The sequence below is a fragment of the Pseudochrobactrum asaccharolyticum genome (genome assembly GCF_003314995.1).
Taxonomy (GTDB): Bacteria; Pseudomonadota; Alphaproteobacteria; order Rhizobiales; family Rhizobiaceae; genus Pseudochrobactrum; species Pseudochrobactrum asaccharolyticum.
Genome location: NZ_QNRH01000001.1, coordinates 683,996 through 707,025, shown reverse-complemented (window position 1 = coordinate 707,025; position 23,030 = coordinate 683,996). Strand labels below are relative to the sequence as shown.

Below are 23,030 nucleotides of genomic sequence, written 5' to 3'. Positions count from 1 at the left end.
TTTATTAAATATTATTTTGAGCAAGTCTGATGACTTAAAATGCAAAAAGCCGGCGTCAGCCGGCTTCTGCGAAAAGCAGCAAAATCAAAGAACGACGACAGTCGCACCCAGATTAACGCGCTCATAAAGTTCCATCACATCTTCATTGGTCATACGGAAGCAGCCATTTGAAGCCGCACTACCGATTGTCCAAGGCTGAACTGTGCCGTGAATACGGATATAGGTATCTTTATTGCCCTGAAACAGGTACAGCGCGCGGGAACCCAGCGGGTTGCCCATACCACCATCCATACCGTTTTTAATGCGGCCGTAATGCTGCGGATTACGCTTCACCATATCGGCCGTTGGAATCCAACGCGGCCATTCGCGCTTGGCATTGATTGTACCGCTGCCTTTGAATTCCAGACCAACTTTACCAACTGCAATACCGTAGCGACGTGCAGTGGTTGGTGTTTCTACCAAATAAAGGAAATATTTGGACGGATCGACAACGATTGTTCCGACCGGATAACCCGAGAAAGCAACAGTCTGTGCCTGAAATTTCGGATCAATATTATATTTGGTTTTAGCAACCTTCTGCGCAGGTGCCTTTTTCTTTTCAGATTTAGCAGCCTTAGGCGCTTCTTCTGCAGCTGGTGCAGTCTGCGCCGAAGCCAGACCGGTCAAAGCTGAGAAACTTAAGCACAAACCGGCAAAACCGGCGATGAGAACACGCGATGAAATCATGGGGCTTTCTCGAACACTCTTTTATGCGCATCTGATGAAGATATGCGGAAGATGATGTGTAAATCAGGTTACCTGCTGATAGGCTAAACTTTCACATCTCTCAACGGGCAATATGTTTCCCACAAGCTAATCCCGTCATCTATGGCAAGCCTGCAACACTTTTCTTAAGAAGCCTTAAGAATAGAAAAGCCTCCGCGAGGGAGGCTTTTAAAAAGTTCAATCTGACCGGCTCTTACTGAGAGCTTGGAACCTGACTTGCAGGTGCTGCAGGCTGCTCCGGTGCAGCTTCAGGTGTTGTTGTACCGCCACCGAGCTGATCAAGAATACCATTACCGCCAGCCGGAGCTGTCTGGGAGTTGCCCGCAGGAATACGATTGAGAATATCTGTCGGACGTTCACCATTCATGGCCAGGATACCGAGAAGCAGCGAAGTCGCAAAGAAACCAGCACCCAGAATAGCTGTTGTGCGGGTCAGAGCATTGGCAGCACCACGCGCTGACATGAAACCCGAACCACCACCGATACCAAGACCACCACCTTCGGAGCGCTGAATCAAAACAACGCCGACAAGTGCGAGAACGATCAGGAGGTGAATAACAATAAGAACGTTTTGCATGAGTTTCCGGACTGCTTTCTCATAAGAATAGAAAGGGCTTACTACACGGATTTATCCGACAATCCAACCCCCTGCAAACGAATGCTTGCAAGGGATCGGCATTTATTCAGGCTCAGAGTACGCGATAAGCGTCACAAATAGCAAGAAAATCGGTTGCTTTCAGGCTGGCACCACCAACGAGCGCGCCATCAACATCAGCAACACCGAGCAATTCAACTGCATTATTCGGCTTAACCGAACCACCATAAAGCAGACGCAGATGCGCGCCTTTTGCACCGAAACGCTCAATCAGCTTGGAGCGGATGAAAGCATGCACTGTGCGCACATCTGATACGGTTGGTGTAAGACCGGTGCCGATTGCCCACATAGGCTCATAGGCAACAACTGTATTTTCCGGCGTTACGCCTTCCGGCAGAGAATCCGCGATCTGCTGACCAACGATTTCGAGGGTCTGATCGGCCTGTTTCTGTTCGGCAGTTTCACCAACACAAACAATCGTTGTCAGCCCGGCTCTCCATGCGGCCTGTACTTTGGCGCAGACGGCTTCACTGGTCTCATGATGATCTGTACGGCGCTCGGAGTGACCGAGGATAACATGGCTCGCGCCTGCTTCTTTCAGCATCTGCGCAGAAATATCGCCGGTATGAGCGCCTGATTCTGCTGCATGGCAATCCTGACCGCCAACACCGATCGCATCAGTCTCCGGCGTTGCAGCTGCACGCGAAATCAGAGTGGAAGGAACGCAGATCACCACGTCGAATTTACGGCCAATATCGGTGCTGAGATTGGCAGCAATTGCACGCAGCTCTCCCAGCTGTTCGCCGGTGCCGTTCATTTTCCAGTTTCCCGCAACGAGCGGACGAATTTCCGGGGTCATTACACCCTCCTCACCAATGATCTCAACCGCATTTTATAGCGGATTTTGGCAATATCCGTGCATCATAGAGCGTCCGGACAGAGCCGATTTGCACCCTCGACTGATCCTGCCGCAATGTGCGCGACAGTTCAGAAGGCGATGAATTGCGACACGCTCTAGCAAATTCGTCTGTGAAAGCAAATCCCCAAAACGACGCTCACTATTCGTATAAACGGTAATAATGCCACAATTCTTTTGGTCATTCGCTCTCTATAAGCAGGTTTCCGTTTGACTGCATACCCATCGGCGGCTATCCCCTTATTTAACAAAGTGAGTTTACTCCACAAAGGTACTTCTATGCTTGACAGCTTGCGCACTGCATCCAAATCCTGGGTTTCAAAATTCTTTCTCGGCCTTCTCGTCCTCTCCTTCGCAGCTTGGGGTATCGCAGATGTGTTCCGTGAAGGTTTTAGCGGCAATGCTGTTCTGGAAGCCGGAGGCTCATCAGTAACGCCGACTGAGTATCGTCTGGCCTATGATCGTCAGGTGATTGCCGTTTCCAACCAGTTGCGCCAGCAGCTGACCCGCGATCAGGCAAAAGCGCTCGGTATTCCTGCACAGGTTACCGGCCAGCTGGTTGCAGGTGTTCTGCTTGATGAGCAGGCACGTCAGATGGGTCTGGGTATGTCGAAAGATCACCTCGCCCGCCTCACCGGTGAAGATCAGGCGTTTCTGGACTCAAGCGGCCGTTTCTCCAACAATCAGTTTAACGCTGTGCTGCGTCAGGCTGGCATGAGCCCGCAGAGCTATTTCGACAGCCGCACCAAATTCGCACTGCGTCAGCAGATTGTTGAAGCGGTGTCTGATGGTATGGCCGCACCGGATACGCTGTTCAAAGCACTGGCGCTTTATGACGGTGAAAGCCGCACTGTTGATTACATCACGCTTACTCAGGAAAAAGCCGATACAATCGCAACACCTGATGAAGCTGAACTGAAAAAATGGTATGAAAGCCATCTCGGCAATTACCGCGCACCGGAATATCGCAAAGTCAGCTATGTTCCGCTGGAAGCGCAGGATATTGTGAATGAAGCCGACGTAACACCGGAAGAAATTCAGGATTATTACAAAAAGAATGTTGCGCGTTTCTCCACTGAAGAAAAACGCACCATTGAACAGCTGACATTCGCGAATGAAGATGAAGCTAAAGCTGCCGCTGAAAAAATCAAAGCCGGCACCAGCTTTGCTGATCTTGTAGCGGAAAAAGGCAAAAAGCCTGAAGATGTTAAGCTCGGCACTTTTGTAAAAGGCGAACTGCCGGATGCAGTCATTGCTGATGCAGCTTTTGCATTAGCTGCCAATGGCACAAGTGATGTGGTGAAAGGCGCTTTCGGCCCTGTCATTCTGCACATCAGCGCTGTTGATGCGGCAACTGTTAAAACAGAAGCAGAGGTTGAACCGGAAATCCGTAAAACACTGGCTCTGACACAGGCGCTGGCCTCGCTGAATGCTGTTCATGACTCTTATGAAGAAGAACGCGGCAACGGAGCAACATTGGCTCAGGCTGCTGAAAAGCTGAAGCTTAAAGTCAAAACCATTGAAGCCGTTGATGCAAACGGTAATGGCCCGGACGGTAAGCCTGTCGCAGACCTGCCGCAACTGCCTTCTTTCCTGACCTCTGTCTTTGAATCGGATCAGGGCATCGACAATGATGCTTTGCCAACTCAGACCCGTGGTTACATCTGGTATCAGCTGGATGGTGTAACCCCTGCCCGCGACAAAACATTTGATGAAGTCAAAGATCAGGTTACAGCAGAATGGAAACAGGATGCCGCTGTCAAAGGTCTCACTGCTAAAGCTGAAGAGCTGCGCAAGCGTCTCGAAGCCGGTGCAACCATGGATACACTGGCTCAGGAAGTTGGCGTGGAAAAACAGACCAAGCGTGGCCTGACCCGTACAGCAACCGATTCTGAACTGGCACCTGCTGCCATTGCCCAGATCTTCGGCGGTCCGGACAAGCTGAGCGGCGTAGCCAATGGTATCAATAAAGATACACAGATTCTGTTCCAGGTAACTGAAACCACAGAGCCTGCCGGTGTCAGCGCTGAAAGCCTGCCACAGGGCACCCGCGATGCCATTTCCTCGCGCATTGGCGATGACCTGCTGGAACAGCTGGTCGGCCGCCTGCAGAGCGAATATCCGGTTAAGATCAATCAGACTCTGATGGATCAGGCTTTATCTTTCTGACCTGAACTTACAGGCAGAATTTCTAAAAGATTCGAGTACACTATGTCAGATTTCAAAAGCTATATTGCCAAAGCTGTAACAGGCACTCCGCTCACAAAAGCGGAGGCCAAAGCAGCGTTTGACATCATGATGTCCGGTTCTGCCACTCCTGCTCAGATCGGTGGTTTTCTGTTGGCTCTGCGCGTGCGCGGTGAAGCTGTTGCGGAAATCGCAGGCGCTGTGGAATCAATGCGTTCGAAAATGATCCCCGTCGATGCACCTGCCGGTGCAATTGACATCGTTGGTACCGGCGGCGATCAGTCCGGCTCTTATAACGTATCCAGCTGTGCAGCCATCGTGACTGCGGGCGCAGGCGTTACAGTTGCCAAACACGGCAACCGCGCTTTATCCTCCCGTTCCGGTGCTGCGGATACGCTGGCAGAGCTCGGCATTAATATCGAGGCTGATCCGGAAACCATCAGCCAGTGCATTCATGAGGCAGGTTTAGGCTTTATGTTTGCACCGATGCATCACTCTTCGATGCGTCATGTCGGCCCTGCCCGTGTGGAACTTGGTACCCGCACAATTTTCAACCTGCTCGGCCCTCTCGCCAATCCGGCTGGCGTCAAACACCAACTCGTTGGCGTTTTCTCACGCGACTGGGTTCTGCCGATTGCCAAAGTGCTGAAAGAACTGGGTTCAGATCACGTCTGGGTTGTTTATGGCGATGGTCTGGATGAAATGACCACCGCAGGCACCACCAATATTGCAGCACTGCATAATGGCGAAATTACCGAATTTGAAATCACACCGGAAGAAGTCGGCCTGAAACGCGTGGCTTTTGAGGATCTCAAAGGCGGCGATGCCCAGCATAATGCGGCTGCACTGCTACGTGTGCTTGATGGCGAAGCCGGTGCTTATCGCGATATAGTGCTGCTCAATGCCGGTGCTGCATTGGTGATTGCCGGTAAAGCCAAAGATATTAAAGAAGGCATTGCCCTTGCTGCACAGTCCATTGACAGCGGCGCGGCCAAAGCCAAACTCGATCAGTTGATTGCTGTATCGAATAGTAAGACAAGTGAATAAAATGACTGATATTCTCAAAAAGATCGAAGCCTATAAGGTTGTTGAAATTGCAGAAGCCAAAGCGCGTTTGCCACTGGCAGATGTTAAAAAGGCTGCTGCCGATCAGCCGCCTGCCCGTGGCTTCCTTAAAGCTCTGGAAGCAAAGCAGGCTACCGGCTCTTTCGGTCTGATTGCAGAAATCAAAAAAGCCAGCCCGTCCAAAGGTCTGATCCGTCCGGATTTTGATCCGCCTGCTTTGGCAAAAGCCTATGAAGATGGTGGTGCGGCCTGTCTTTCGGTTCTGACAGATACGCCAAGCTTTCAGGGCGCACCGGACTTTCTGAAACAAGCACGTGCTGCCTGCGCCTTGCCAGCGCTGCGCAAAGACTTTCTGTTTGATCCATATCAGGTCTATGAAGCGCGTCATTGGGGTGCGGATTGCATTCTCATCATCATGGCAAGTGTTGATGATGCGATGGCAAAGGAGCTGGAAGACACAGCCTTTTCGCTCGGCATGGATGCACTGATCGAGGTGCATGATGAAGTGGAAATGGAGCGGGCACTGAAATTGTCTTCGCGCCTGCTCGGCATCAACAACCGCAACCTGCGTACTTTCGAAGTTGATCTCGCTGTTTCTGAGCGTCTGGCAACCATGGTGCCGGATGATCGTCTGCTGGTTGGCGAAAGTGGTATCTTCACGCATGATGATTGCCTGCGTTTGCAGAAATCCGGCATCTCCACCTTCCTGATTGGTGAAAGCCTGATGCGCCAGCAGGATGTGGCAGGTGCGACCCGCAAACTTCTGACCGGCAAAGAATAAACTATGAGCAAGCTGACACATCTCGATGAAAGCGGCGCCGCCAATATGGTGGATGTTGGTGACAAGACCGACACTGTGCGCATTGCGACCGCATCGGGCTGTGTCATCATGCAGCCGCAGACACTTGAGCTGATCATTTCCGGCAACGCAGCCAAGGGCGATGTTATCGGCACCGCCCGCCTTGCCGGTATTATGGCCGCTAAGAAAACTTCTGATCTGATACCGCTCTGCCATCCGCTGATGCTCAGCAAAGTTACAGTTGAGATTAAGCCGGATGAAGCTTTGCCCGGCTTGCGTGTTAGCGCAACAGTTAAGCTCACCGGCAAAACCGGTGTGGAAATGGAAGCGCTGACTGCCGTTTCCGTTACCTGTCTGACCATTTACGATATGGCAAAAGCCGTTGATAAAGGTATGGTCATCAGCAATATTGCCGTTGACAGCAAAACCGGCGGCAAGTCCGGTGACTGGCAGCGCTCTTACAGCGGTTCCAATTAAGACTGAATTGTTAGAACCGCTGTAATTGTTTGTTTTTACGCATTATCCGACGCAAAACCGGTTCCCACTTTTGCTGAAAATGCTACAACATCCTTTCCGCTCATATTACGGGAGAGAATTCATGGCCTTATTACCCGTTGATGAAGCTTTGCGTCTGTTACTGGCAGATAAAATGCCTTCCGGTCATGAGAATGTTGCATTGCATCAGGCGGGCAACCGCGTTCTTGCCACTTCGATCTTTGCCTCTTTCAATCAGCCGCCATTTGATGCCTCGGCTATGGATGGCTATGCCATTCGTTTTACCGATGCAGAACAATTGCCGGTTACGCTTAAAGTGATTGGTGAATCCGCAGCCGGTAAAGGCTTTGACGGCACACTGAAATCCGGTGAAGCTGTACGTATTTTCACCGGCGCCCCTTTGCCTGCCGGTGCTGATACGGTGGTTATTCAGGAGAATACCAAACAGGAAGATGATCAGGTCACCCTGCTGGAGGATGTGGAGAAAGGTCGCCATATCCGCCTGAGTGGCTTAGATTTCCGTGACGGCGAGTGCTTATTGCAGACTGGTCATGTTCTTGATCCTGCATCGCTGTCATTAGCTGCCGCTTCTGGCCATGCGAAGTTACAAGTCTATACACAACCGCGAACTGCTATTCTTGCCACCGGTAACGAGCTTGTCCCTGCCGGTACGATTCCGGCGGCAGATCAGATTGTCAGCTCCAACAGTTACGGCGTTGCTGAAATCGTGCGCTGCAATGGCGGCGTAGCAGAAGATTTAGGCATTGTGCCTGACGATCTGGTCAAGATCGCGCAATCCATTCGCAATGTTGCGGCTTCCGATGCTGATATTCTGATAACGCTTGGTGGCGCTTCGGTTGGGGATCATGATCTTGTACATAAAGCGCTCATCAATTGCGGTGTGGATTTAGGCTTTTACAAAATCGCCATGCGTCCGGGTAAGCCACTGATGTTTGGTACCCTCGCCCGTGACGGCAAAAAACCATTGCTGGTTCTGGGGCTTCCGGGCAATCCTGTTTCCAGCCTTGTCTGTTCTTATGTGTTTCTGGCACCTCTGGTTGCCCGTCTGGCAGGCAAAACACCAATGACACGTATTGCCAGTGCAGTTCTGGCTCAGGACATGGCCGAAAACGGCAATCGTCGCGATTATGCCCGCGCTACGCTGGCTTATGACAGCAATGGTGAATTGCTGGCGACCCCTCTGCCGGTGCAGGATTCCTCCATGCTGACCGTTATCACCCGTGCTGACGGCTTGCTGATCAGAGAGCCGTTTGCGAAAGCGGCAAAGCGCGGTGACCGCTGCCCGGTCCTGTTAATCCGTTAAAACCGTACAGCTTCAGCATTAATCCTTTTTAAAGCCTTGCAGAACAATACTGGAACATATAGTGTTCGTTCTGGGTTTGTTTTTATTAAATGATTCTCGCAACCGCAGCCCGTGCATGCGGTTATGCGTTTAATCCGCACGACTTCTGTATCTGCCGCAGCTTTTGCCTGCCTGCAGATATGTTTTAGGCTTTGGGAGCGTATAATGCTGACGCGTAAACAACATGAATTATTGCTGTTTATCCATGAACGTCTGAAGGAAAGCGGCATTCCCCCTTCGTTTGATGAGATGAAGGAAGCACTTAACCTTGCCTCGAAATCCGGTATTCACCGTCTGATTACCGCACTGGAAGAGCGCGGTTTTATCCGCCGCCTGCCAAACAGAGCCCGTGCATTGGAAGTTGTGCGCCTGCCGGACTCCATTGCTCCGGGTCTCAACAGCCAGAAGAAATTCTCACCAAGCGTCATTGAAGGTGATCTGGGCAAGAAGAATGTCACCGAACTGCCTAAAAAGGCTGCCCCAGCAGCAGAATCTGATGCACCTGCGGGTATCAGCGTTCCGGTGATGGGACGCATTGCAGCCGGTGTGCCGATTTCCGCCATTCAGTCCCAGACCCATATGATTACCCTGCCTCCGGAAATGCTTGGCAGCGGTGAACATTATGCATTGGAAGTCAAAGGCGACTCGATGATCGAGGCCGGTATTCTCGATGGAGATACGGTGATTATCCGTCGTGGTGACACAGCCAATGCCGGTGAAATTGTCGTAGCTCTGGTCGATGATGAAGAAGCGACACTGAAACGCTTCCGCCGCAAAGGTGCATCTGTTGCACTGGAAGCTGCAAACCCTGCTTATGAAACTCGTATTTTCGGACCAGACCGCGTGCGTGTACAGGGGAAGCTGGTTGGTCTGGTACGCCGTTACTAACAGGCAATCATTACAGTGAAACCGGTGATTTATATCGGTTTCACATACCTGCTTAAAACGATATTTGTGTTTTTAAGAATGGCTGACATTCATCATCAGCGTATCTGTTTGATATAAAAGATGTTTAATCTTCCAGATTACGCGCTGCGCGAGACCAGAGACGATATAAATGCCACGGCCGTTGCGGCTCTCCCACCGCGAAAACAACCTTTACCTCTCCTGCGCTATTCGCATTGTTTTTTGACTTATCACCAGCCACAGAATTCTCAATTTGAGTAGCTGCTTTTGCAGCCTGAATAATAGTCCGCTCTTGATTGATTTCTCTATTTAAAGGCAGATAAATTTCAGCAACACCTTTTAGAGCCAGTTGCTGACGAGTGATGATAAGCGGTGACGTATCATCCCTATCCTGGCGTTTTGAACAGTGCATATTGCCTGCAAAGGCGAAGATAATAACATCACCGATATTACAGGCGATCTGCGCAGCATCACGGTTTTCAGCATAGGCCAGCACCTGACCATTCGCTAAATCGAAGCTGCATAACCCGTCCATACAGATAAAACCTTCCGAGCTTTCTGCCCCCTTTTTGTCAGGTACTCTTACTTCTGTAATTTTATAGGCTTTGCGCCAGTTATCTGTTGTAAAAGCTGCAGGTCTCGGGCGGTTGACGTAGAGAATATTGTTCTGGCGAACAGCAACCAGCCTGGCATCTTCTGAAACGTTAATATCCGGCAAATCCGTTGCTACGAGAGATACAAAGCCTGCACCTACAAACATCAGAGAGATCAATCGCAAATGGCTGGTCAGGATCATGGCAGACAGCATAGCCGCAGTCCAAAGCAGCAATACCGGCGCAGGCAGTAATCCGGGTATCAGATCAGGCGACAGGCCAGCCACAAAATGGGCAATCCACTTCACCAGCTCGATGCCTTTACCCATCACCTGTAAGGGCAACCATTCAAGGCTAAGTGGCATCAGTAAAAGTGCAATCACGGCAAAAGGCATAATCAGCACTGAGATCACCGGCAGAGCCAATGCATTTCCCAGCATGCCGAGCGGTGCCATGTTGTTGAAATGAAAGGCCGCATAAAGACCACTGGCCGTACCTGCCAACAGTGACGTTGCGATAATGCCAATGAGCCAGCGCCGGACTGTATGAAGCAATCCGGTTTGCCGCTCCGTTTTCTCCGGATTTTGCCTTTTACGCAGCTTCACCCATGCAAATCCGGCGATGAGCGCTCCGGTGGCAGAATAGGACATCTGAAAACTGGGTCCCAGAATTTCATGCGGCGTTACAAGAATACTGAACAAAGCCGCAATCGCCAGATTGCGCAATGTCAGCGCTTTACGATCCATAATCACCGCACAAAGCATTACCGCCAACATAATAAAACTACGCTGTGCCGCCACATCCGCGCCCGATAGAGCCAGATAAAAACCGGAAGAAAACAACGAAATCAGCGCAGCAATTTTCTTGACTGGATAATAGAGTGACAAGGACGGAAACAGCCCTGCCAGCCCACGCACACTCACCATGACAATTCCTGCCGCCAAAGCCAGATGCAGGCCGGATATTGAGAGAATATGCGCCAGTCCTGCAATACGCAGCGCTTCATTAGTGGCTTCACTGATCCCTGCACGCTGACCGGAAATCAGCGCGGCAGCCACCGCCCCTTCCTCACCGTTTAATGCCTGCATAATGCGCCCGCCTATCAAGGCCCGCAGCTGACCGATGATGGCCTCCACACTGGCCTGCCAGCTTTTGTCCTGAGGCTCGCTGGCAATATCACTGTCTATAATTTCAGGTGTGCCAAGATAAAACCCGTTACCACCATGCCCGCGAAAGAAACCATGAAACGCGAAATCATACTGACCCGAGCGCACCGGTCCGCCATGCGCGCGCAACCGCACAGCACCTTTCAGCACAGTTCCTGTTTCGCTCAATGCCGGTAAATCGCGGGCAGACAGACGCAACCGCTGCGGCGCATAGCGCAAATGCGGTTTTTCCGTTGCTAAAACATCGGCAACAATGCGCCAGCGACCAGCCTTGCCATCCTCCTCGGCCTCCTGCTCCAATGACACAATCCGTGCTGTCATCACGGTGGAAACCGCACTGCCCAGCATCGTCGTCGCATAGCGCTGTGTTTCCCACTTAGCCGCGGCCATGCCCGTAATAAAGCTAAGGATCAATATCAGACTGACACGGCGTATCAGCGTGTCACGCAGTAAAAGCAATAACTAGCCAAACAGAAAGGCCGGAATAGCCAGCTCGATCCAATAAGGCTCCCGAACCAAACCGAAATAATAAACAGCCCCCACACCTGCCATAATAGCAGTCAGCAGAAACACCGCTCCGCGCTCATATTCATAGAGCAAAGCATCAATCAGATTGTCTTTGAAATACTGCCAGTATTCCTGCCAAACCGGAGCGTTGCGGTTCAAAAATTTCGCGTATTTTTTAAAATTCTTCGCTCTGGCAGCACATTCAATTTCAGCTGCACTATGCTCGCCTGCATCCGGTTCTGCAAAACCGAGCATGGTTTGCTCAACTGTCAGTCCACGTGAATAAGTATTGCTGACAGCACTTGTCTGCGCCCCGTCACTCACATCACGGGACTCACTCTTATCCTGATGACTTCCAACCGCCCTGTCATTGCTGCCGGTCATGCTGTCTGAATTGCCCCCGCACCTGACAGCTGCACAATTAAACGTCCAAAACAGCACTTTTCACGCAGGAATCTTGCATTATACGACGTTAAACACCGCTTCCGTTCCCTGATCCGCGCATCAAGTCTTGCACGCTGTGCTGCCTATGCTACATGAACAGCATAAGAAATCGAGAGGCGGCAAATTACATTCTTATCTCCATAAATTCGGATATAAGAGCATGAAATTGTAATTTTCCCGCAGATACGGAGCGACCGATGTCATCACCCGTTATTACCCGCTTTGCGCCTTCCCCGACAGGATATCTCCATATCGGCGGCGCACGTACCGCGTTGTTTAACTGGCTTTATTCCAAACATACCGGCGGCAAGATGCTGCTGCGTATTGAGGATACCGACCGTGAGCGTTCAACAGAGGCTGCAACTGCAGCTATTCTTGAAGGCCTGACATGGCTAGGCCTGACATGGGACGGCGATGCGATCTCCCAGTGGGAACGTGCACCGCGCCACCGCGAAGTTGCTGAAGAACTGGTGAAAGCCGGTAAAGCTTATTATTGCTACGCCTCACCGGAAGAACTGGATGCGATGCGCGAACTGGCGCGCGCTGAAGGCCGCCCGCCACGCTATGACGGTCGTTGGCGTGACCGCGATCCGTCGGAAGCACCGGAAGGTGTGAAGCCGGTTATCCGCATTAAAGCCCCTCAGACAGGCGAAACCGTTGTACTGGATGATGTGCAGGGCGAAGTCCGCTTCCCGAATAAAGATCTGGATGATTTCATCATTCTGCGTTCGGACGGCGCACCAACCTATATGCATGCAGTTGTGGTCGACGATCATGATATGGGCGTTACCCATATTATCCGTGGCGACGACCACCTGACCAATGCTGCCCGCCAGACCATCATCTATCAGGCAATGGGCTGGGATGTGCCTAAGATGTCCCATATCCCGCTGATCCATGGTGCGGATGGTGCCAAGCTTTCCAAGCGTCACGGCGCATTGGGCGTAGAAGCCTATCGTGCGATGGGCTATCTGCCGGAAGCCCTGTGCAACTATCTGGTTCGTCTTGGCTGGAGCCATGGTGATGATGAAATCATGACGATCGAGCAGATGATTGAATGGTTTGATACCAAAGATATTAATAAAGGCGCATCACGTTTTGACTTCCAGAAACTGGAAGCCATTAATGGTCATCATATCCGTGCCAGCGATCCAGAAACGCTCACTCAGGCGCTGATTGACGTTCTGCCTTATATCGAAGGCGGTGCGGAATTGCAGGCTCTGCTCAATGATGAACGTCGTGCGCAACTTGTTGCAGCAATGCCGGGCCTGAAAGACCGTGCAAAAACGCTGGTAGAACTGGCTGATGGTGCGAAATTCCTGTTCGTATCCCGCCCGCTGCCGCTGGATGAAAAAGCTGCCAGCCTGCTCAATGAGGAAGGCTGCGCTATTCTCAAGGCTGTACTGCCTCAGCTTGAAGCTGCGGAATGGACTGCCGAAGCGCTCGACGCTGTTGTGCGCGCCCATGCAGAATCAACCGGCCTGAAGCTCGGCAAGATTGCTCAGCCGCTGCGTGCAGCCCTCACCGGCCGCGCCACATCGCCGGGCGTTTTTGATGTTCTGGTGGTTCTGGGTCGCGAAGAAGCGCTCGGACGCATTCAGGATCAGGCTGTTTAAATCTAATTTGGCCGCGCTTTCTCAACTAAGCGCGGCCAAAACACGGTGTTGTGAATTTCACAGACCGGCTTCTGTCGTAAGAATGGCCAATTGACAGAAATTTGTTCATAAAAACCCGAATTTCTGCATTGCAACACGCGGCTTTTACGATAATTTGAGCCAAGAATTTTTCAGGTTGTCATTCATAAATATCATGAATTTTACGTGACAACCGGCTTAGGATATTTTTCAAACTGGCAGCGCCGGTAAAAATACCCTAACTGTATGTTTCTATGCATAAGTTAAAACCGAAACTTCTGTTTTCAGCTTTATGCTCCAAATTTACTGCTATCCACGAGCAGTGAGCGCGATGATGAAAGGAACCAGTATGTCTAATACGACAGCGACAATCACGCTACATGGTAATTCCACCGAATTGCCGGTCCGCAAAGGTACAATCGGACCAGACGTCGTCGAAATCGGCCCGCTTTACAAGAATACAAATTCCTTCACATACGATCCTGGTTTCACATCAACAGCTTCCTGCGAATCCAAAATCACATATATCGACGGTGATGAAGGCGTTCTCCTGCATCGCGGCTATCCGATCGAACAGCTCGCCGAACAGGGCGATTTCCTTGATACCTGCTACCTGCTTCTCTACGGCGAACTGCCAACCAAGACCCAGAAAGCAGATTTTGACTACCGTGTGACCCGTCACACAATGGTCCATGAACAGATGGCCAAATTCTTCACCGGCTTCCGCCGTGATGCGCATCCGATGGCTATTATGGTTGGTTGCGTTGGCGCTATGTCCGCCTTCTACCACGACTCAACCGACATTACTGATCCGCACCAGCGTATGGTTGCTTCGATCCGCCTGCTGGCGAAAATGCCGACACTGGCTGCAATGGCCTATAAATATCACGTCGGTCAGCCTTTCGTATATCCAAAGAACGATCTTGATCTGGCTTCCAACTTCCTGCGCATGTGCTTTGCCGTGCCTTGCGAAGAATATAAGGTCAATCCGGTTCTGGCACGCGCCATGGATCGTATCTTCATTCTTCATGCTGACCACGAGCAGAACGCATCGACATCGACAGTTCGTCTTGCCGGTTCTTCGGGTGCTAATCCGTTTGCATGTATCGCTGCCGGTATTGCCTGCCTCTGGGGCCCAGCGCATGGCGGTGCTAACGAAGCTGCATTGAACATGCTGGCTGAAATCGGCTCGGTTGATCGCATTCCTGAATATGTTGCCAAGGCAAAAGACAAGAACGATCCGTTCCGTCTGATGGGCTTCGGTCACCGTGTTTACAAAAACTACGATCCGCGCGCCCGCATCATGCAGAAAACCACGCATGAAGTTCTCGGCGAACTCGGCATCAAAGATGATCCGTTGCTCGACGTTGCAATGGAGCTGGAAAATATTGCTCTGACTGATGAATATTTCATCGAGAAGAAGCTGTATCCGAATATCGACTTCTATTCCGGTATCACTCTGAAGGCTCTCGGCTTCCCGACAGAAATGTTCACAGTTCTGTTCGCCGTTGCCCGTACCATCGGCTGGGTTGCTCAGTGGAAAGAAATGGTTGAAGATCCGGCTCAGAAAATCGGCCGTCCGCGCCAGCTTTACACCGGTCATGCACAGCGCGATTTCGTACCGCTGGCAAAGCGCAAATAATCAGTAACACACTGATGAAAAGGCTCCTTCGGGAGCCTTTTTTATTTATCGTATAGAATTTTGCGTTTTTCTCACGCAATATGAACGTAAATAAACCACAGACATCAGCATAAAATTGCCCGTAACATATCCGTTTTAAGTCCGATATGCGTAACTGCCGATCAGCAGGGAGCCAGTATTATGTCGAAGTCATTTTTCAAATCCGGCATTGCAGCGTCAGAAATTACCAGCCAGTCATTTTACTTGCGCAGGCGGGAATTTATTAAAACCGGCATAGCTGCAGGTATTGGCATATCTTTGGGCGGGTTGGCTCCGCAACTCGCATTAGCAAAAGACAGCGCTGACGGCTTCAAGACCGATGAAAAACTGACACCCAAAGACTCAGTGCTGACCTATAATAATTTCTACGAATTCGGCACCGGCAAGTCTGATCCCTCAAGCTATTCCGGTGATTTCAAACCCCGTCCGTGGACGATTGAAGTCGGCGGCATGGTGGCAAAGCCTGCAACTTTCGACATTGATGATCTGATGAAAGCCATGAGCATCGAAGAGCGCATCTATCGTATGCGCTGCGTTGAGGCATGGTCGATGGTCATCCCATGGCAGGGCTTTCAACTGTCAGAACTGCTGAAACGCGTTGAGCCGCTTGGCTCGGCTAAATATGTTGCTTTTGAAACCGCCCTGCGTCCCAAAGAAATGCCGGGTGTCGGCGGTGCTTTTCCGGTTATCGACTGGCCGTATCGTGAAGGTTTGCGTCTTGATGAAGCGATGAACCCGCTGACATTGCTGGCCACCGGTCTCTATGGGGAAAATCTCGCCAATCAAAACGGCGCACCGATACGACTTGTTGTACCGTGGAAATATGGTTTCAAAGGCATCAAGTCGATTGTCAAAATCACGCTGACCGATAAAGAGCCGCTGACTGCGTGGAAGATGCAGAACGCCTCGGAATATGGCTTCTATGCCAATGTTAATCCGGCCGTTGATCATCCGCGCTGGAGCCAGAAATCCGAGACGCGCATCGGCAGCGGTAGTTTCTTCTCACCGGACAGACGCGATACGCTGCCGTTTAACGGTTATGGCGAGCATGTTGCTCAACTCTATAGCGGTATGGATCTGACCAAAAACTATTAAACAGAGACAATCCGGATGACAGCAAACAGCACAGTTCTGCCCCGTACTGCCCGCAAAGCACCGGTCAAAATACCGAATAATCTCTGGCTGCGTTGGGGTATTTACGTTGCTGGTCTCGCGCCGGCCATCTGGGCATTTTGGCTCGCGGCCAATAATCAGCTTGGCGCAAATCCGGTCAAAGAATTTGAACATATTCTCGGTCTTTGGGCGCTGCGTTTTCTGATTTTAACTTTGCTGATCACGCCGCTTCGTGATTTGTTCCGGCTCAATTTCATAGCATATCGCCGTGCGCTTGGTCTCTTGGCCTTCTATTATGTCGCCATGCACTTTGCCACTTATGTTATTCTTGATCGCGGGCTGAACTGGCCGGAGATTGTAAAAGACGTCACACAACGCTGGTTTATCATAATTGGTTTTACAGCTTTTATTCTGATGATTCCGCTGGCTCTGACCTCGAACCAGTGGTCAATCCGCAAGCTGAAAAACAAGTGGCAGAGCCTGCACCGGCTGATTTATCTGATAGCCCTTGCCGGAAGCCTGCATTTTCTGATGTCAGTAAAGAGCTGGCCGACAGAACCTCTGGTCTACGGGCTGATCATCATTACTCTGGTTCTGTGGCGCCTCATTCGCAAGCCCTATCTGGCCCATAAAAAAAGCTGACCGGCCAATGACCGGTCAGCTTTATCTTTTTATCGGAAGTAGCTGATTTTACCAGCGTTTAACAATACGCGAAGCACAGAGGAAACCAAGCAAAGGCCCGATACCAAAGCTGAGGAATAACCAGAATGCAGCGCTGGATGTACCGGCCATACCACCCGGTACAGTCAGACCACCAAGGCTGGTGACCATACCGGCCATAGCTGCGCCAAGTCCGGCAGAGAACAACTGCACAGTCGTGATCGCCGTTGATGCCAGATCTTTTTCATCATCCGGTGCCACTTTCAACACACGTGTCAGCAAATGCGGCCATGTCATACCAACGCCGCAGCCGACAGCCACAAAACCGGCACAGAGCGGCAGCAGTTCGAGATAGGTACCTCCGCTGGCGATCGGCAGCAGCAAAAACAACAATACCATACCCGCAAAAGATGTCAGCGGGCCGATAATGATCACATCACGCACACGGCGGGAACTGATACCGGAGCTCATGATAGAACCGATTGTCCAGCCAGCGCCCATCAATGCAGCCAGATAACCGGCAACCAATGGCGACTGGTGATGCAGCACCTGCAAGAACAGCGGAATAAATACCTCCACCGATGTGACTGTCAGAGCCAGCAAAGACATAGTGACAATAACAGGGCCCAGCGGCTGGCTGAAGCTGAAAGAACCGCGCGGCAACAAGCGCTTGCTACTGGTTGCATCCAAACGGATCATAAGAGCAATCAAAACAATCGCGATACTGATACCGATCACGTTCCAGATCACTTCATGGCTGATACTGCCGAGCGAAACTGCAAAAACAGCCAGTGTTAAAAGTGTAAGCTGCGCAAATGGCAGACGTGCCGTGTCTTCTTTTTCATGACGCACATCCGGCAGTACAAACAGTGCCATAAGCGCAAACAGCAATGCTGCCGGAACAACCGTCCAGAAAGCCGCACGCCACTCTCCAAGCTCGGCAAAAATACCGCCAACTGCAGGGCCAACCAGCGTCGCTACACCCCACATACCGGAGATCAGTGCCATGGCTCGCGGCCACAACACCTCAGGAAATACAATACGGATCATCGCATAGGACAAAGCCAGCATAAAACCGCCGCCAAAGCCCTGAATGAAACGGCCGACCAGCAAAATTTGCATGCTCGGCGACATAGCGCAAATCAGCGTACCCAATGCGAATACACAGGCCGAGATTGCATAGGCTTTACGCGGCCCAGCGGCACGCAGCAATTTAACGGCCAATGTCGAGCCGATAATGGATGCAACAACAAACAGTGTTGTGTTCCATGCATAATAATCCAGCCCGCCAATATCCGCGACCACAGACGGCAGAATGGTTGTTGCAATATAAACATTAATAGCATGGAGTGCGACGCCGCCTGCGAGCGCCAGCGAACGAATGGCATTTTTGCCAGTCAACAAATCTCCCCAACCAACTTTGTGGTGACTGGTGAGTGATGCCGGGTCAGACATTTTATTCTCCGGAACAGCTATCAAAAACCATGAGTTCCGGCGGGAATGCGCCTGTGTTTCTCAACAATTTTAACCGAATTATGCCGGTCGGGTTGCAAAGCCCTGATAAAGCCGATAATTAAGCAAGTAGATACTTGGAATATTCAGCAGGAGATCAAATGTCAAGTTCTGACATTATCACTTCAGACGAATTAACTGGCGCTGCACAACAAAGCACAGCCGGACGTCTGCTGTTTATTCTCAAAACGCGTGGCCCGCAAACAATATCTGCTCTGGCCAAGCTCATCGGCACCGGCGCGGAGAACATACGCCAGCAATTGCAAAAATCTGTGACAGAAGGGCTGATTGAACCCTATGCCACAGAAAAAAAAGCCAAAGCAGGCAGACCCGTGCAACTCTGGCACCTGACCGAAAAAGGCAACAATCAATTTCCGGATACACATGCTGAATTAACCGTGGCTCTGTTGCGTCATATGAACAGCCTTGATCCTGCCCTTACTGACCGGATTATCTCTTTGCGCGAGCAGGAAATGCTGGCGGGTTATCAAGCAAAAATGCAGTATATGTCTGCGCTTGAACAACGCATTGACTGCCTGTCCCGATTGCGTAGTCAGGAAGGCTATATGGCAGAATGGTCAAAACAGCCGGATGGCTCATGGCTGCTGATTGAAAACCACTGCCCTATCTGCGCCGCCGCTACGGCCTGCCAGAATTTTTGCCGCTCAGAGCTCAATATTTTTCAGACCATTCTTGGCGATAGCTGTAAGATTGAACGCTGTGAACATATTTTGCTTGGCGCACGACGTTGCGCCTATCGCATTACTGAGACCCGATAAAAAACAAAGGCGATCCGGAAAATTCCGAGCCGCCTTTGTTATATTCAGACGATCATATTAGAGCGCCGTGTGCCATACTTGGCACACAAAGGTCGCTCTAACACTTTAAAATTAGAGCATAATTTCACCTTAAACTGATTCAAGTTTAAGAAATTATGCTCTATTGCGGAGCTGATAGCTCAGGAAACTTCACACCCAACTGATCGAGATAAGTCGGGTATTTCTCTGCATCATAATAGAGCTTCTGCATTTCAGGACGGAACTGCTGCATAATCTCCGTATTCAGCTGAATTTGCGGCTTGTCATCCGCACCAAGCATCGGCAGATATTTCTGATCCTTCTGCTGCACATTGGTGAAATAATCCTGTGCCGCAGATACCAGTTCCGGCTTGGTTAGAAGATCAACACCGGTCATGGCAATCACTTTTGAGCCGGCGACAACGCCTTTATGAGCAATTGGTGTGGCCATCGACATCGCATTTGACCAGTGATGCCCCGGAAGGTTCGGAATATTTGACGGATAATTTAGCGTAATTGTCGGTACAATCCATGACACATCGCCGATATCATCAGAGCCGCCGCTTTCCAGTTTTTCCGGTGGTGGTGCCAGTTTCTTCAGTTCTGTCGCCAGCCCGTCTTCCTTGCCTTTCACAGCCTTCTGCACAGCTTTGGCAAAGCTGTTTTCATCCTCTGTCCATTCCGGCAAGCCAACTTCGAGAATATTGGCATAGGCTGCCTCCGCCATAGGCTTATTAAAATGGCGCGGTGCAGCTGTACCGATAATCTGCCGTTCCACTGTTGTGTCTGACATTTTTGCCGCTGCTTCTGACATGGTATTGGCTATCGCAAAGTTCTTGGCAATGTTTTCAAAATCCGTCTCACGGATAAAATACCAGACACTGGCAACAGACGGCACCACATTCGGCTGGTCACCGCCGTCAGGGATCACATAATGCGAGCGCTGTTCAGGGCGCAGATGTTCGCGCCGCATATTCCAGCCCACATTCATCAGCTCTACGCCATCAAGCGCACTGCGGCCACGCCACGGCGCACCGGCAGAATGGGCAGACTCACCGGCAAATGTATATTTGACCGAAACCATACCGGTGCCATTGGCTGCACCCCATGAGGTTTGCAGATTATTGCCGACATGGGTGAACATCACCACATCCGCATCCTTGAACACACCGTCACGCACCATATAGGCTTTGCCGCCCAACAACTCCTCTGCCACACCCGGCCAGAGCACCAGCGTACCGGAGAGTTTTTCCTTCTCCATCAGGTCTTTCATCGCCAAGGCTGCAACCACATTCACAGCCTGACCGGAGTTATGCCCTTCCCCGTGACCGGGTGCGCCCTCAATCATCGGCTTACGATAGGCAACACCGGGCATCTGAGAGGTTTTTGGCAGACCGTCAATATCGCTGCCCAGTGCAATCACCGGCTTGCCCGAGCCCCAGCGTGCTACCCAGCCGGTCGGCAGACCGGCAACGCCGCGCTCAATGGTAAAGCCGTTCTTCTCAAGAATATCCGTGATGTATTTTGAGGTTTCCACTTCCTGAAAAGCCAGCTCACCAAAGCTGAAAATTGAATCCGTCATCTCCTGCGCAAGCTTGGCGCGGCTCTCCACACCCGCTGTTACTTGCTGCTTATAAGCTTTGACATCCTGTTCTGATTTTTGTGCTGCGGCCTGACTGAGCAAAGAGGCCGACATCATAAGGCTGAGTGCAATTTTAGACGAGAGAGTACAAGACATGTAGAACTCCGTTACTGAATTTGCCTGAGGTTATGTGACAGTTACCCGCAGACAATTCATCATAAAAACGCCATACACAACCCTTATAATAACAATTACAAGCTTTTGATTTTACTGTATTTATTGTCATTTTAACAATCACTGAATATCGAGTTTCATTTCCCAAAATCAGCATTTCAGTTACACGCAGTCCTTTTCATTACCCCGCAAAATGAAAGCCGCTATGCGTAAGGCAACAATCGAACTGTCCGAAAAACTATTCTCCGTTACCGGCCGGATTTAGCTTTTTGTTATTGCCGGTTTCGCAACTTTCGCCGTTTCAGCCTTTCAGGCAATTTCTATACTGACCCATAATTTGCCGCATCCATAAGCACCCTCATCCAGAGGGAAAAGGCAAACGGGAACCCAGTATGAAAAAGCTCAATCACCTGTCCAAACTCAGCATTCTGACACTTGCCCTCCTGTCGTCTTCTGCCGCCTATGCGCAAGCTTTGCAGCTTAACGGCACTCAGCTCACCACTGCGCAGGTGGCAGAGTTCGCAGCGAACAAAAACGAAAAAGTCGAAATCGCTCCGGAAGCGGCACAAAAGGTCAGTCATAGTTTTGATCTGGTGATGGAAGCAGCTTTGCAAGGCACCGCCGTTTACGGGCTGAATGTCGGCGTGGGCTGGAACAAGGACAAACCGGTTTTCAAAGAGGTTAAAGGCCGCCGCACGCTGGATGAGGAATTACTGGCGCTTTCCCGCCGCTTCAACACCAGTTCGCTTCATGCCCATGGTGGCGGTATTGGCGAGGCTATGCCTGCACAGGCTGTTCGCGCCGGTATGCTGATCCGTCTCAATGAAATGCTCGGCGGTGAAACTGGCACACAGCTGAGCGTGGTGGAAGCCTATCGCGATTTTCTCAATCACGACATTACTCCGGTAGTGCCGGAAAAAGGCTCTGTCGGTGAGGCTGATATTACGCTCGCCTCCCATATCGGACTGGCGATGATCGGCGAATGGTTCGTGGATTATCAGGGCAAGCGTATGCCTGCGGCAGAAGCTCTGAAACTGGCCGGATTAAAGCCGATTGAACCGGTCGGCAAAGACTTCCTCTCCATTCTCAGTACCAATGCACTGACTGCCGGTCAGGCCGTTTTGCTTGCAGAAGAAACCCGCCATTATCTGGAAGCAGCCACAGCCGTTTTCGCCCTATCGCTTGAAGGTTATAACGGCAATGTCGCGCCTTTCCTGGCTGAGACAACCGAACTGCGCCCGTTTCCGGGTATGGTGAAGGCGGCAACTGATATTCGTGCAGCGCTGGATGGCTCCTATCTCTGGCAGCAATCTGATGGCCGCGCTTTGCAGGATCCGCTCTCCTACCGCACAATGGCCTATGCGCTCGGCAATGCATGGGAAGCACAGGCCGCGCTTGAAGAAGCTTTGCATATCCATATCAATGCCAGCGATGACAATCCGGCTGCAGTGGCTTCCGACAAGCCTGCGGAAAAAGCGGCTGACAGTCATAACCAGCTGCACAAATATCAGGTCGCAGGCGATGTGCATGGCGCGATTTATCCGACCGCCAATTTCGATATGCTGCCGGTTGCCACCCGTGTGGAAAATCTGAATGTCGCCCTCACCCGTCTGGCGCAGAATATTGTGATGCAGACCATCCGCACGGAAAATCCGGATTTCACCAAGCTGCCGCGCTTCCTTGCCGGCCCTGAGAATGAAGGCCATGCCTTTGGTGCCATGCAGAAGCCGCTTGTTGCGCTCTATGCCGAAAACCGCCAGCTGGCCATGCCTGTATCGCTCGATACTTTCGCCATGGCAGGCAATATTGAAGATACCGGCAATAATGCCCCGCTGGCAGTGAACAACCTGCAGCGCATTCTCGGCAATATGTACAGCCTGTCATCCATTCAGCTGCTGCATTCAGCACAGGCGGTTGATCTGCGTGGCAAGGTAGCGCTCGGCAAAACCTCCGCAAAGCTGCTGGAAACCTATCGTGCACAGGTCAAATTCGTCGATCAGGATCGCATTTACACGCCGGATTTTGCAGCCGGTGTGCAGGTGCTGCACGCTTTCACACAGCCAGCCACCAAGTAAT

General features: G+C 51.2%; 19 protein-coding genes. 12 read left to right on the top strand and 7 right to left on the bottom strand.

Going from position 1 to position 23,030, the window contains the following annotated elements:
* Positions 1–84 precede the first annotated feature (84 nt).
* The 3 genes from DFR47_RS03255 to tpiA form a co-directional block, all read right to left on the bottom strand.
* Positions 85–726, bottom strand: coding sequence for a L,D-transpeptidase (locus DFR47_RS03255; RefSeq protein ID WP_113942933.1), 642 nt, complete (start codon positions 724–726; stop codon positions 85–87).
* Between the two features lie 232 nt (positions 727–958).
* On the bottom strand, positions 959–1,342 hold the full coding sequence (gene secG / locus DFR47_RS03250) for a preprotein translocase subunit SecG (protein WP_113942932.1): 384 nt from the start codon (positions 1,340–1,342) through the stop codon (positions 959–961).
* Positions 1,343–1,454: 112 nt separating this feature from the next.
* Entirely contained in the window at positions 1,455–2,219 is a 765-nt protein-coding gene (gene tpiA, locus DFR47_RS03245) for a triose-phosphate isomerase (RefSeq protein ID WP_113942931.1), read from the bottom strand.
* 336 nt (positions 2,220–2,555) lie between these two features.
* On the opposite strand from tpiA, the gene DFR47_RS03240 reads away from it, so the two are divergent.
* From DFR47_RS03240 to lexA, 6 genes are all read left to right on the top strand, one after another.
* Entirely contained in the window at positions 2,556–4,445 is a 1,890-nt protein-coding gene (locus DFR47_RS03240) for a SurA N-terminal domain-containing protein (RefSeq protein WP_113942930.1), read from the top strand.
* 42 nt (positions 4,446–4,487) lie between these two features.
* Positions 4,488–5,510, top strand: coding sequence for an anthranilate phosphoribosyltransferase (gene trpD / locus DFR47_RS03235; protein WP_113942929.1), 1,023 nt, complete (start codon positions 4,488–4,490; stop codon positions 5,508–5,510).
* Position 5,511: 1 nt separating this feature from the next.
* A complete protein-coding gene (gene trpC, locus DFR47_RS03230) occupies positions 5,512–6,309 on the top strand; it encodes an indole-3-glycerol phosphate synthase TrpC (RefSeq protein WP_113942928.1) in 798 nt (265 codons plus the stop codon).
* 3 nt (positions 6,310–6,312) lie between these two features.
* The gene (gene moaC, locus DFR47_RS03225) at positions 6,313–6,804 is read left to right on the top strand and encodes a cyclic pyranopterin monophosphate synthase MoaC (protein WP_113942927.1); all 492 of its coding nucleotides are present in this window, start codon (positions 6,313–6,315) and stop codon (positions 6,802–6,804) included.
* Between the two features lie 121 nt (positions 6,805–6,925).
* The gene (locus DFR47_RS03220; protein ID WP_113942926.1) at positions 6,926–8,146 is read left to right on the top strand and encodes a molybdopterin molybdotransferase MoeA; all 1,221 of its coding nucleotides are present in this window, start codon (positions 6,926–6,928) and stop codon (positions 8,144–8,146) included.
* A gap of 204 nt (positions 8,147–8,350) precedes the next feature.
* Positions 8,351–9,073, top strand: a complete 723-nt coding sequence (gene lexA, locus DFR47_RS03215; RefSeq protein ID WP_113942925.1) for a transcriptional repressor LexA — start codon at positions 8,351–8,353, stop codon at positions 9,071–9,073.
* Positions 9,074–9,197: 124 nt separating this feature from the next.
* On the opposite strand, the gene DFR47_RS03210 is transcribed toward lexA, so the two are convergent.
* A complete protein-coding gene (locus DFR47_RS03210) occupies positions 9,198–11,309 on the bottom strand; it encodes a ComEC/Rec2 family competence protein (protein ID WP_113942924.1) in 2,112 nt (703 codons plus the stop codon).
* 3 nt (positions 11,310–11,312) lie between these two features.
* Positions 11,313–11,741, bottom strand: coding sequence for a hypothetical protein (locus DFR47_RS03205; RefSeq protein ID WP_113942923.1), 429 nt, complete (start codon positions 11,739–11,741; stop codon positions 11,313–11,315).
* Positions 11,742–11,998: 257 nt separating this feature from the next.
* Between DFR47_RS03205 and gltX the strand changes: the two genes are divergently transcribed.
* From gltX to msrQ, 4 genes are all read left to right on the top strand, one after another.
* Positions 11,999–13,417, top strand: a complete 1,419-nt coding sequence (gene gltX / locus DFR47_RS03200) for a glutamate--tRNA ligase (RefSeq protein WP_113942922.1) — start codon at positions 11,999–12,001, stop codon at positions 13,415–13,417.
* A gap of 367 nt (positions 13,418–13,784) precedes the next feature.
* A complete protein-coding gene (gene gltA, locus DFR47_RS03195; RefSeq protein WP_113942921.1) occupies positions 13,785–15,077 on the top strand; it encodes a citrate synthase in 1,293 nt (430 codons plus the stop codon).
* Positions 15,078–15,257: 180 nt separating this feature from the next.
* The gene (gene msrP, locus DFR47_RS03190; RefSeq protein WP_113942920.1) at positions 15,258–16,211 is read left to right on the top strand and encodes a protein-methionine-sulfoxide reductase catalytic subunit MsrP; all 954 of its coding nucleotides are present in this window, start codon (positions 15,258–15,260) and stop codon (positions 16,209–16,211) included.
* Positions 16,212–16,226: 15 nt separating this feature from the next.
* Entirely contained in the window at positions 16,227–16,871 is a 645-nt protein-coding gene (gene msrQ / locus DFR47_RS03185; RefSeq protein ID WP_113942919.1) for a protein-methionine-sulfoxide reductase heme-binding subunit MsrQ, read from the top strand.
* A gap of 48 nt (positions 16,872–16,919) precedes the next feature.
* Here the strand turns inward: msrQ and DFR47_RS03180 are convergent, their stop codons facing one another.
* The gene (locus tag DFR47_RS03180) at positions 16,920–18,344 is read right to left on the bottom strand and encodes an MFS transporter (RefSeq protein WP_113942918.1); all 1,425 of its coding nucleotides are present in this window, start codon (positions 18,342–18,344) and stop codon (positions 16,920–16,922) included.
* A 158-nt stretch (positions 18,345–18,502) separates the two neighbouring features.
* On the opposite strand from DFR47_RS03180, the gene DFR47_RS03175 reads away from it, so the two are divergent.
* Positions 18,503–19,180, top strand: coding sequence for a helix-turn-helix transcriptional regulator (locus DFR47_RS03175; protein ID WP_113942917.1), 678 nt, complete (start codon positions 18,503–18,505; stop codon positions 19,178–19,180).
* A 160-nt stretch (positions 19,181–19,340) separates the two neighbouring features.
* Here the strand turns inward: DFR47_RS03175 and DFR47_RS03170 are convergent, their stop codons facing one another.
* The gene (locus tag DFR47_RS03170; RefSeq protein WP_245416417.1) at positions 19,341–20,936 is read right to left on the bottom strand and encodes an amidohydrolase; all 1,596 of its coding nucleotides are present in this window, start codon (positions 20,934–20,936) and stop codon (positions 19,341–19,343) included.
* A gap of 410 nt (positions 20,937–21,346) precedes the next feature.
* On the opposite strand from DFR47_RS03170, the gene DFR47_RS03165 reads away from it, so the two are divergent.
* On the top strand, positions 21,347–23,029 hold the full coding sequence (locus DFR47_RS03165; RefSeq protein ID WP_113942916.1) for an HAL/PAL/TAL family ammonia-lyase: 1,683 nt from the start codon (positions 21,347–21,349) through the stop codon (positions 23,027–23,029).
* Position 23,030: the final 1 nt, after the last annotated feature.

Bases quoted from the DNA above. Each gene is read 5' to 3' on its own strand.
- DFR47_RS03255 (WP_113942933.1), bottom strand. From the start codon at position 726: ATGATTTCATCGCGTGTTCTCATCGCCGGTTTTGCCGGTTTGTGCTTA.
- secG (WP_113942932.1), bottom strand. From the start codon at position 1,342: ATGCAAAACGTTCTTATTGTTATTCACCTCCTGATCGTTCTCGCACTT.
- tpiA (WP_113942931.1), bottom strand. From the start codon at position 2,219: ATGACCCCGGAAATTCGTCCGCTCGTTGCGGGAAACTGGAAAATGAAC.
- DFR47_RS03240 (WP_113942930.1), top strand. From the start codon at position 2,556: ATGCTTGACAGCTTGCGCACTGCATCCAAATCCTGGGTTTCAAAATTC.
- trpD (WP_113942929.1), top strand. From the start codon at position 4,488: ATGTCAGATTTCAAAAGCTATATTGCCAAAGCTGTAACAGGCACTCCG.
- trpC (WP_113942928.1), top strand. From the start codon at position 5,512: ATGACTGATATTCTCAAAAAGATCGAAGCCTATAAGGTTGTTGAAATT.
- moaC (WP_113942927.1), top strand. From the start codon at position 6,313: ATGAGCAAGCTGACACATCTCGATGAAAGCGGCGCCGCCAATATGGTG.
- DFR47_RS03220 (WP_113942926.1), top strand. From the start codon at position 6,926: ATGGCCTTATTACCCGTTGATGAAGCTTTGCGTCTGTTACTGGCAGAT.
- lexA (WP_113942925.1), top strand. From the start codon at position 8,351: ATGCTGACGCGTAAACAACATGAATTATTGCTGTTTATCCATGAACGT.
- DFR47_RS03205 (WP_113942923.1), bottom strand. From the start codon at position 11,741: ATGACCGGCAGCAATGACAGGGCGGTTGGAAGTCATCAGGATAAGAGT.
- gltX (WP_113942922.1), top strand. From the start codon at position 11,999: ATGTCATCACCCGTTATTACCCGCTTTGCGCCTTCCCCGACAGGATAT.
- gltA (WP_113942921.1), top strand. From the start codon at position 13,785: ATGTCTAATACGACAGCGACAATCACGCTACATGGTAATTCCACCGAA.
- msrP (WP_113942920.1), top strand. From the start codon at position 15,258: ATGTCGAAGTCATTTTTCAAATCCGGCATTGCAGCGTCAGAAATTACC.
- msrQ (WP_113942919.1), top strand. From the start codon at position 16,227: ATGACAGCAAACAGCACAGTTCTGCCCCGTACTGCCCGCAAAGCACCG.
- DFR47_RS03180 (WP_113942918.1), bottom strand. From the start codon at position 18,344: ATGTCTGACCCGGCATCACTCACCAGTCACCACAAAGTTGGTTGGGGA.
- DFR47_RS03175 (WP_113942917.1), top strand. From the start codon at position 18,503: ATGTCAAGTTCTGACATTATCACTTCAGACGAATTAACTGGCGCTGCA.
- DFR47_RS03170 (WP_245416417.1), bottom strand. From the start codon at position 20,936: ATGTCTTGTACTCTCTCGTCTAAAATTGCACTCAGCCTTATGATGTCG.
- DFR47_RS03165 (WP_113942916.1), top strand. From the start codon at position 21,347: ATGAAAAAGCTCAATCACCTGTCCAAACTCAGCATTCTGACACTTGCC.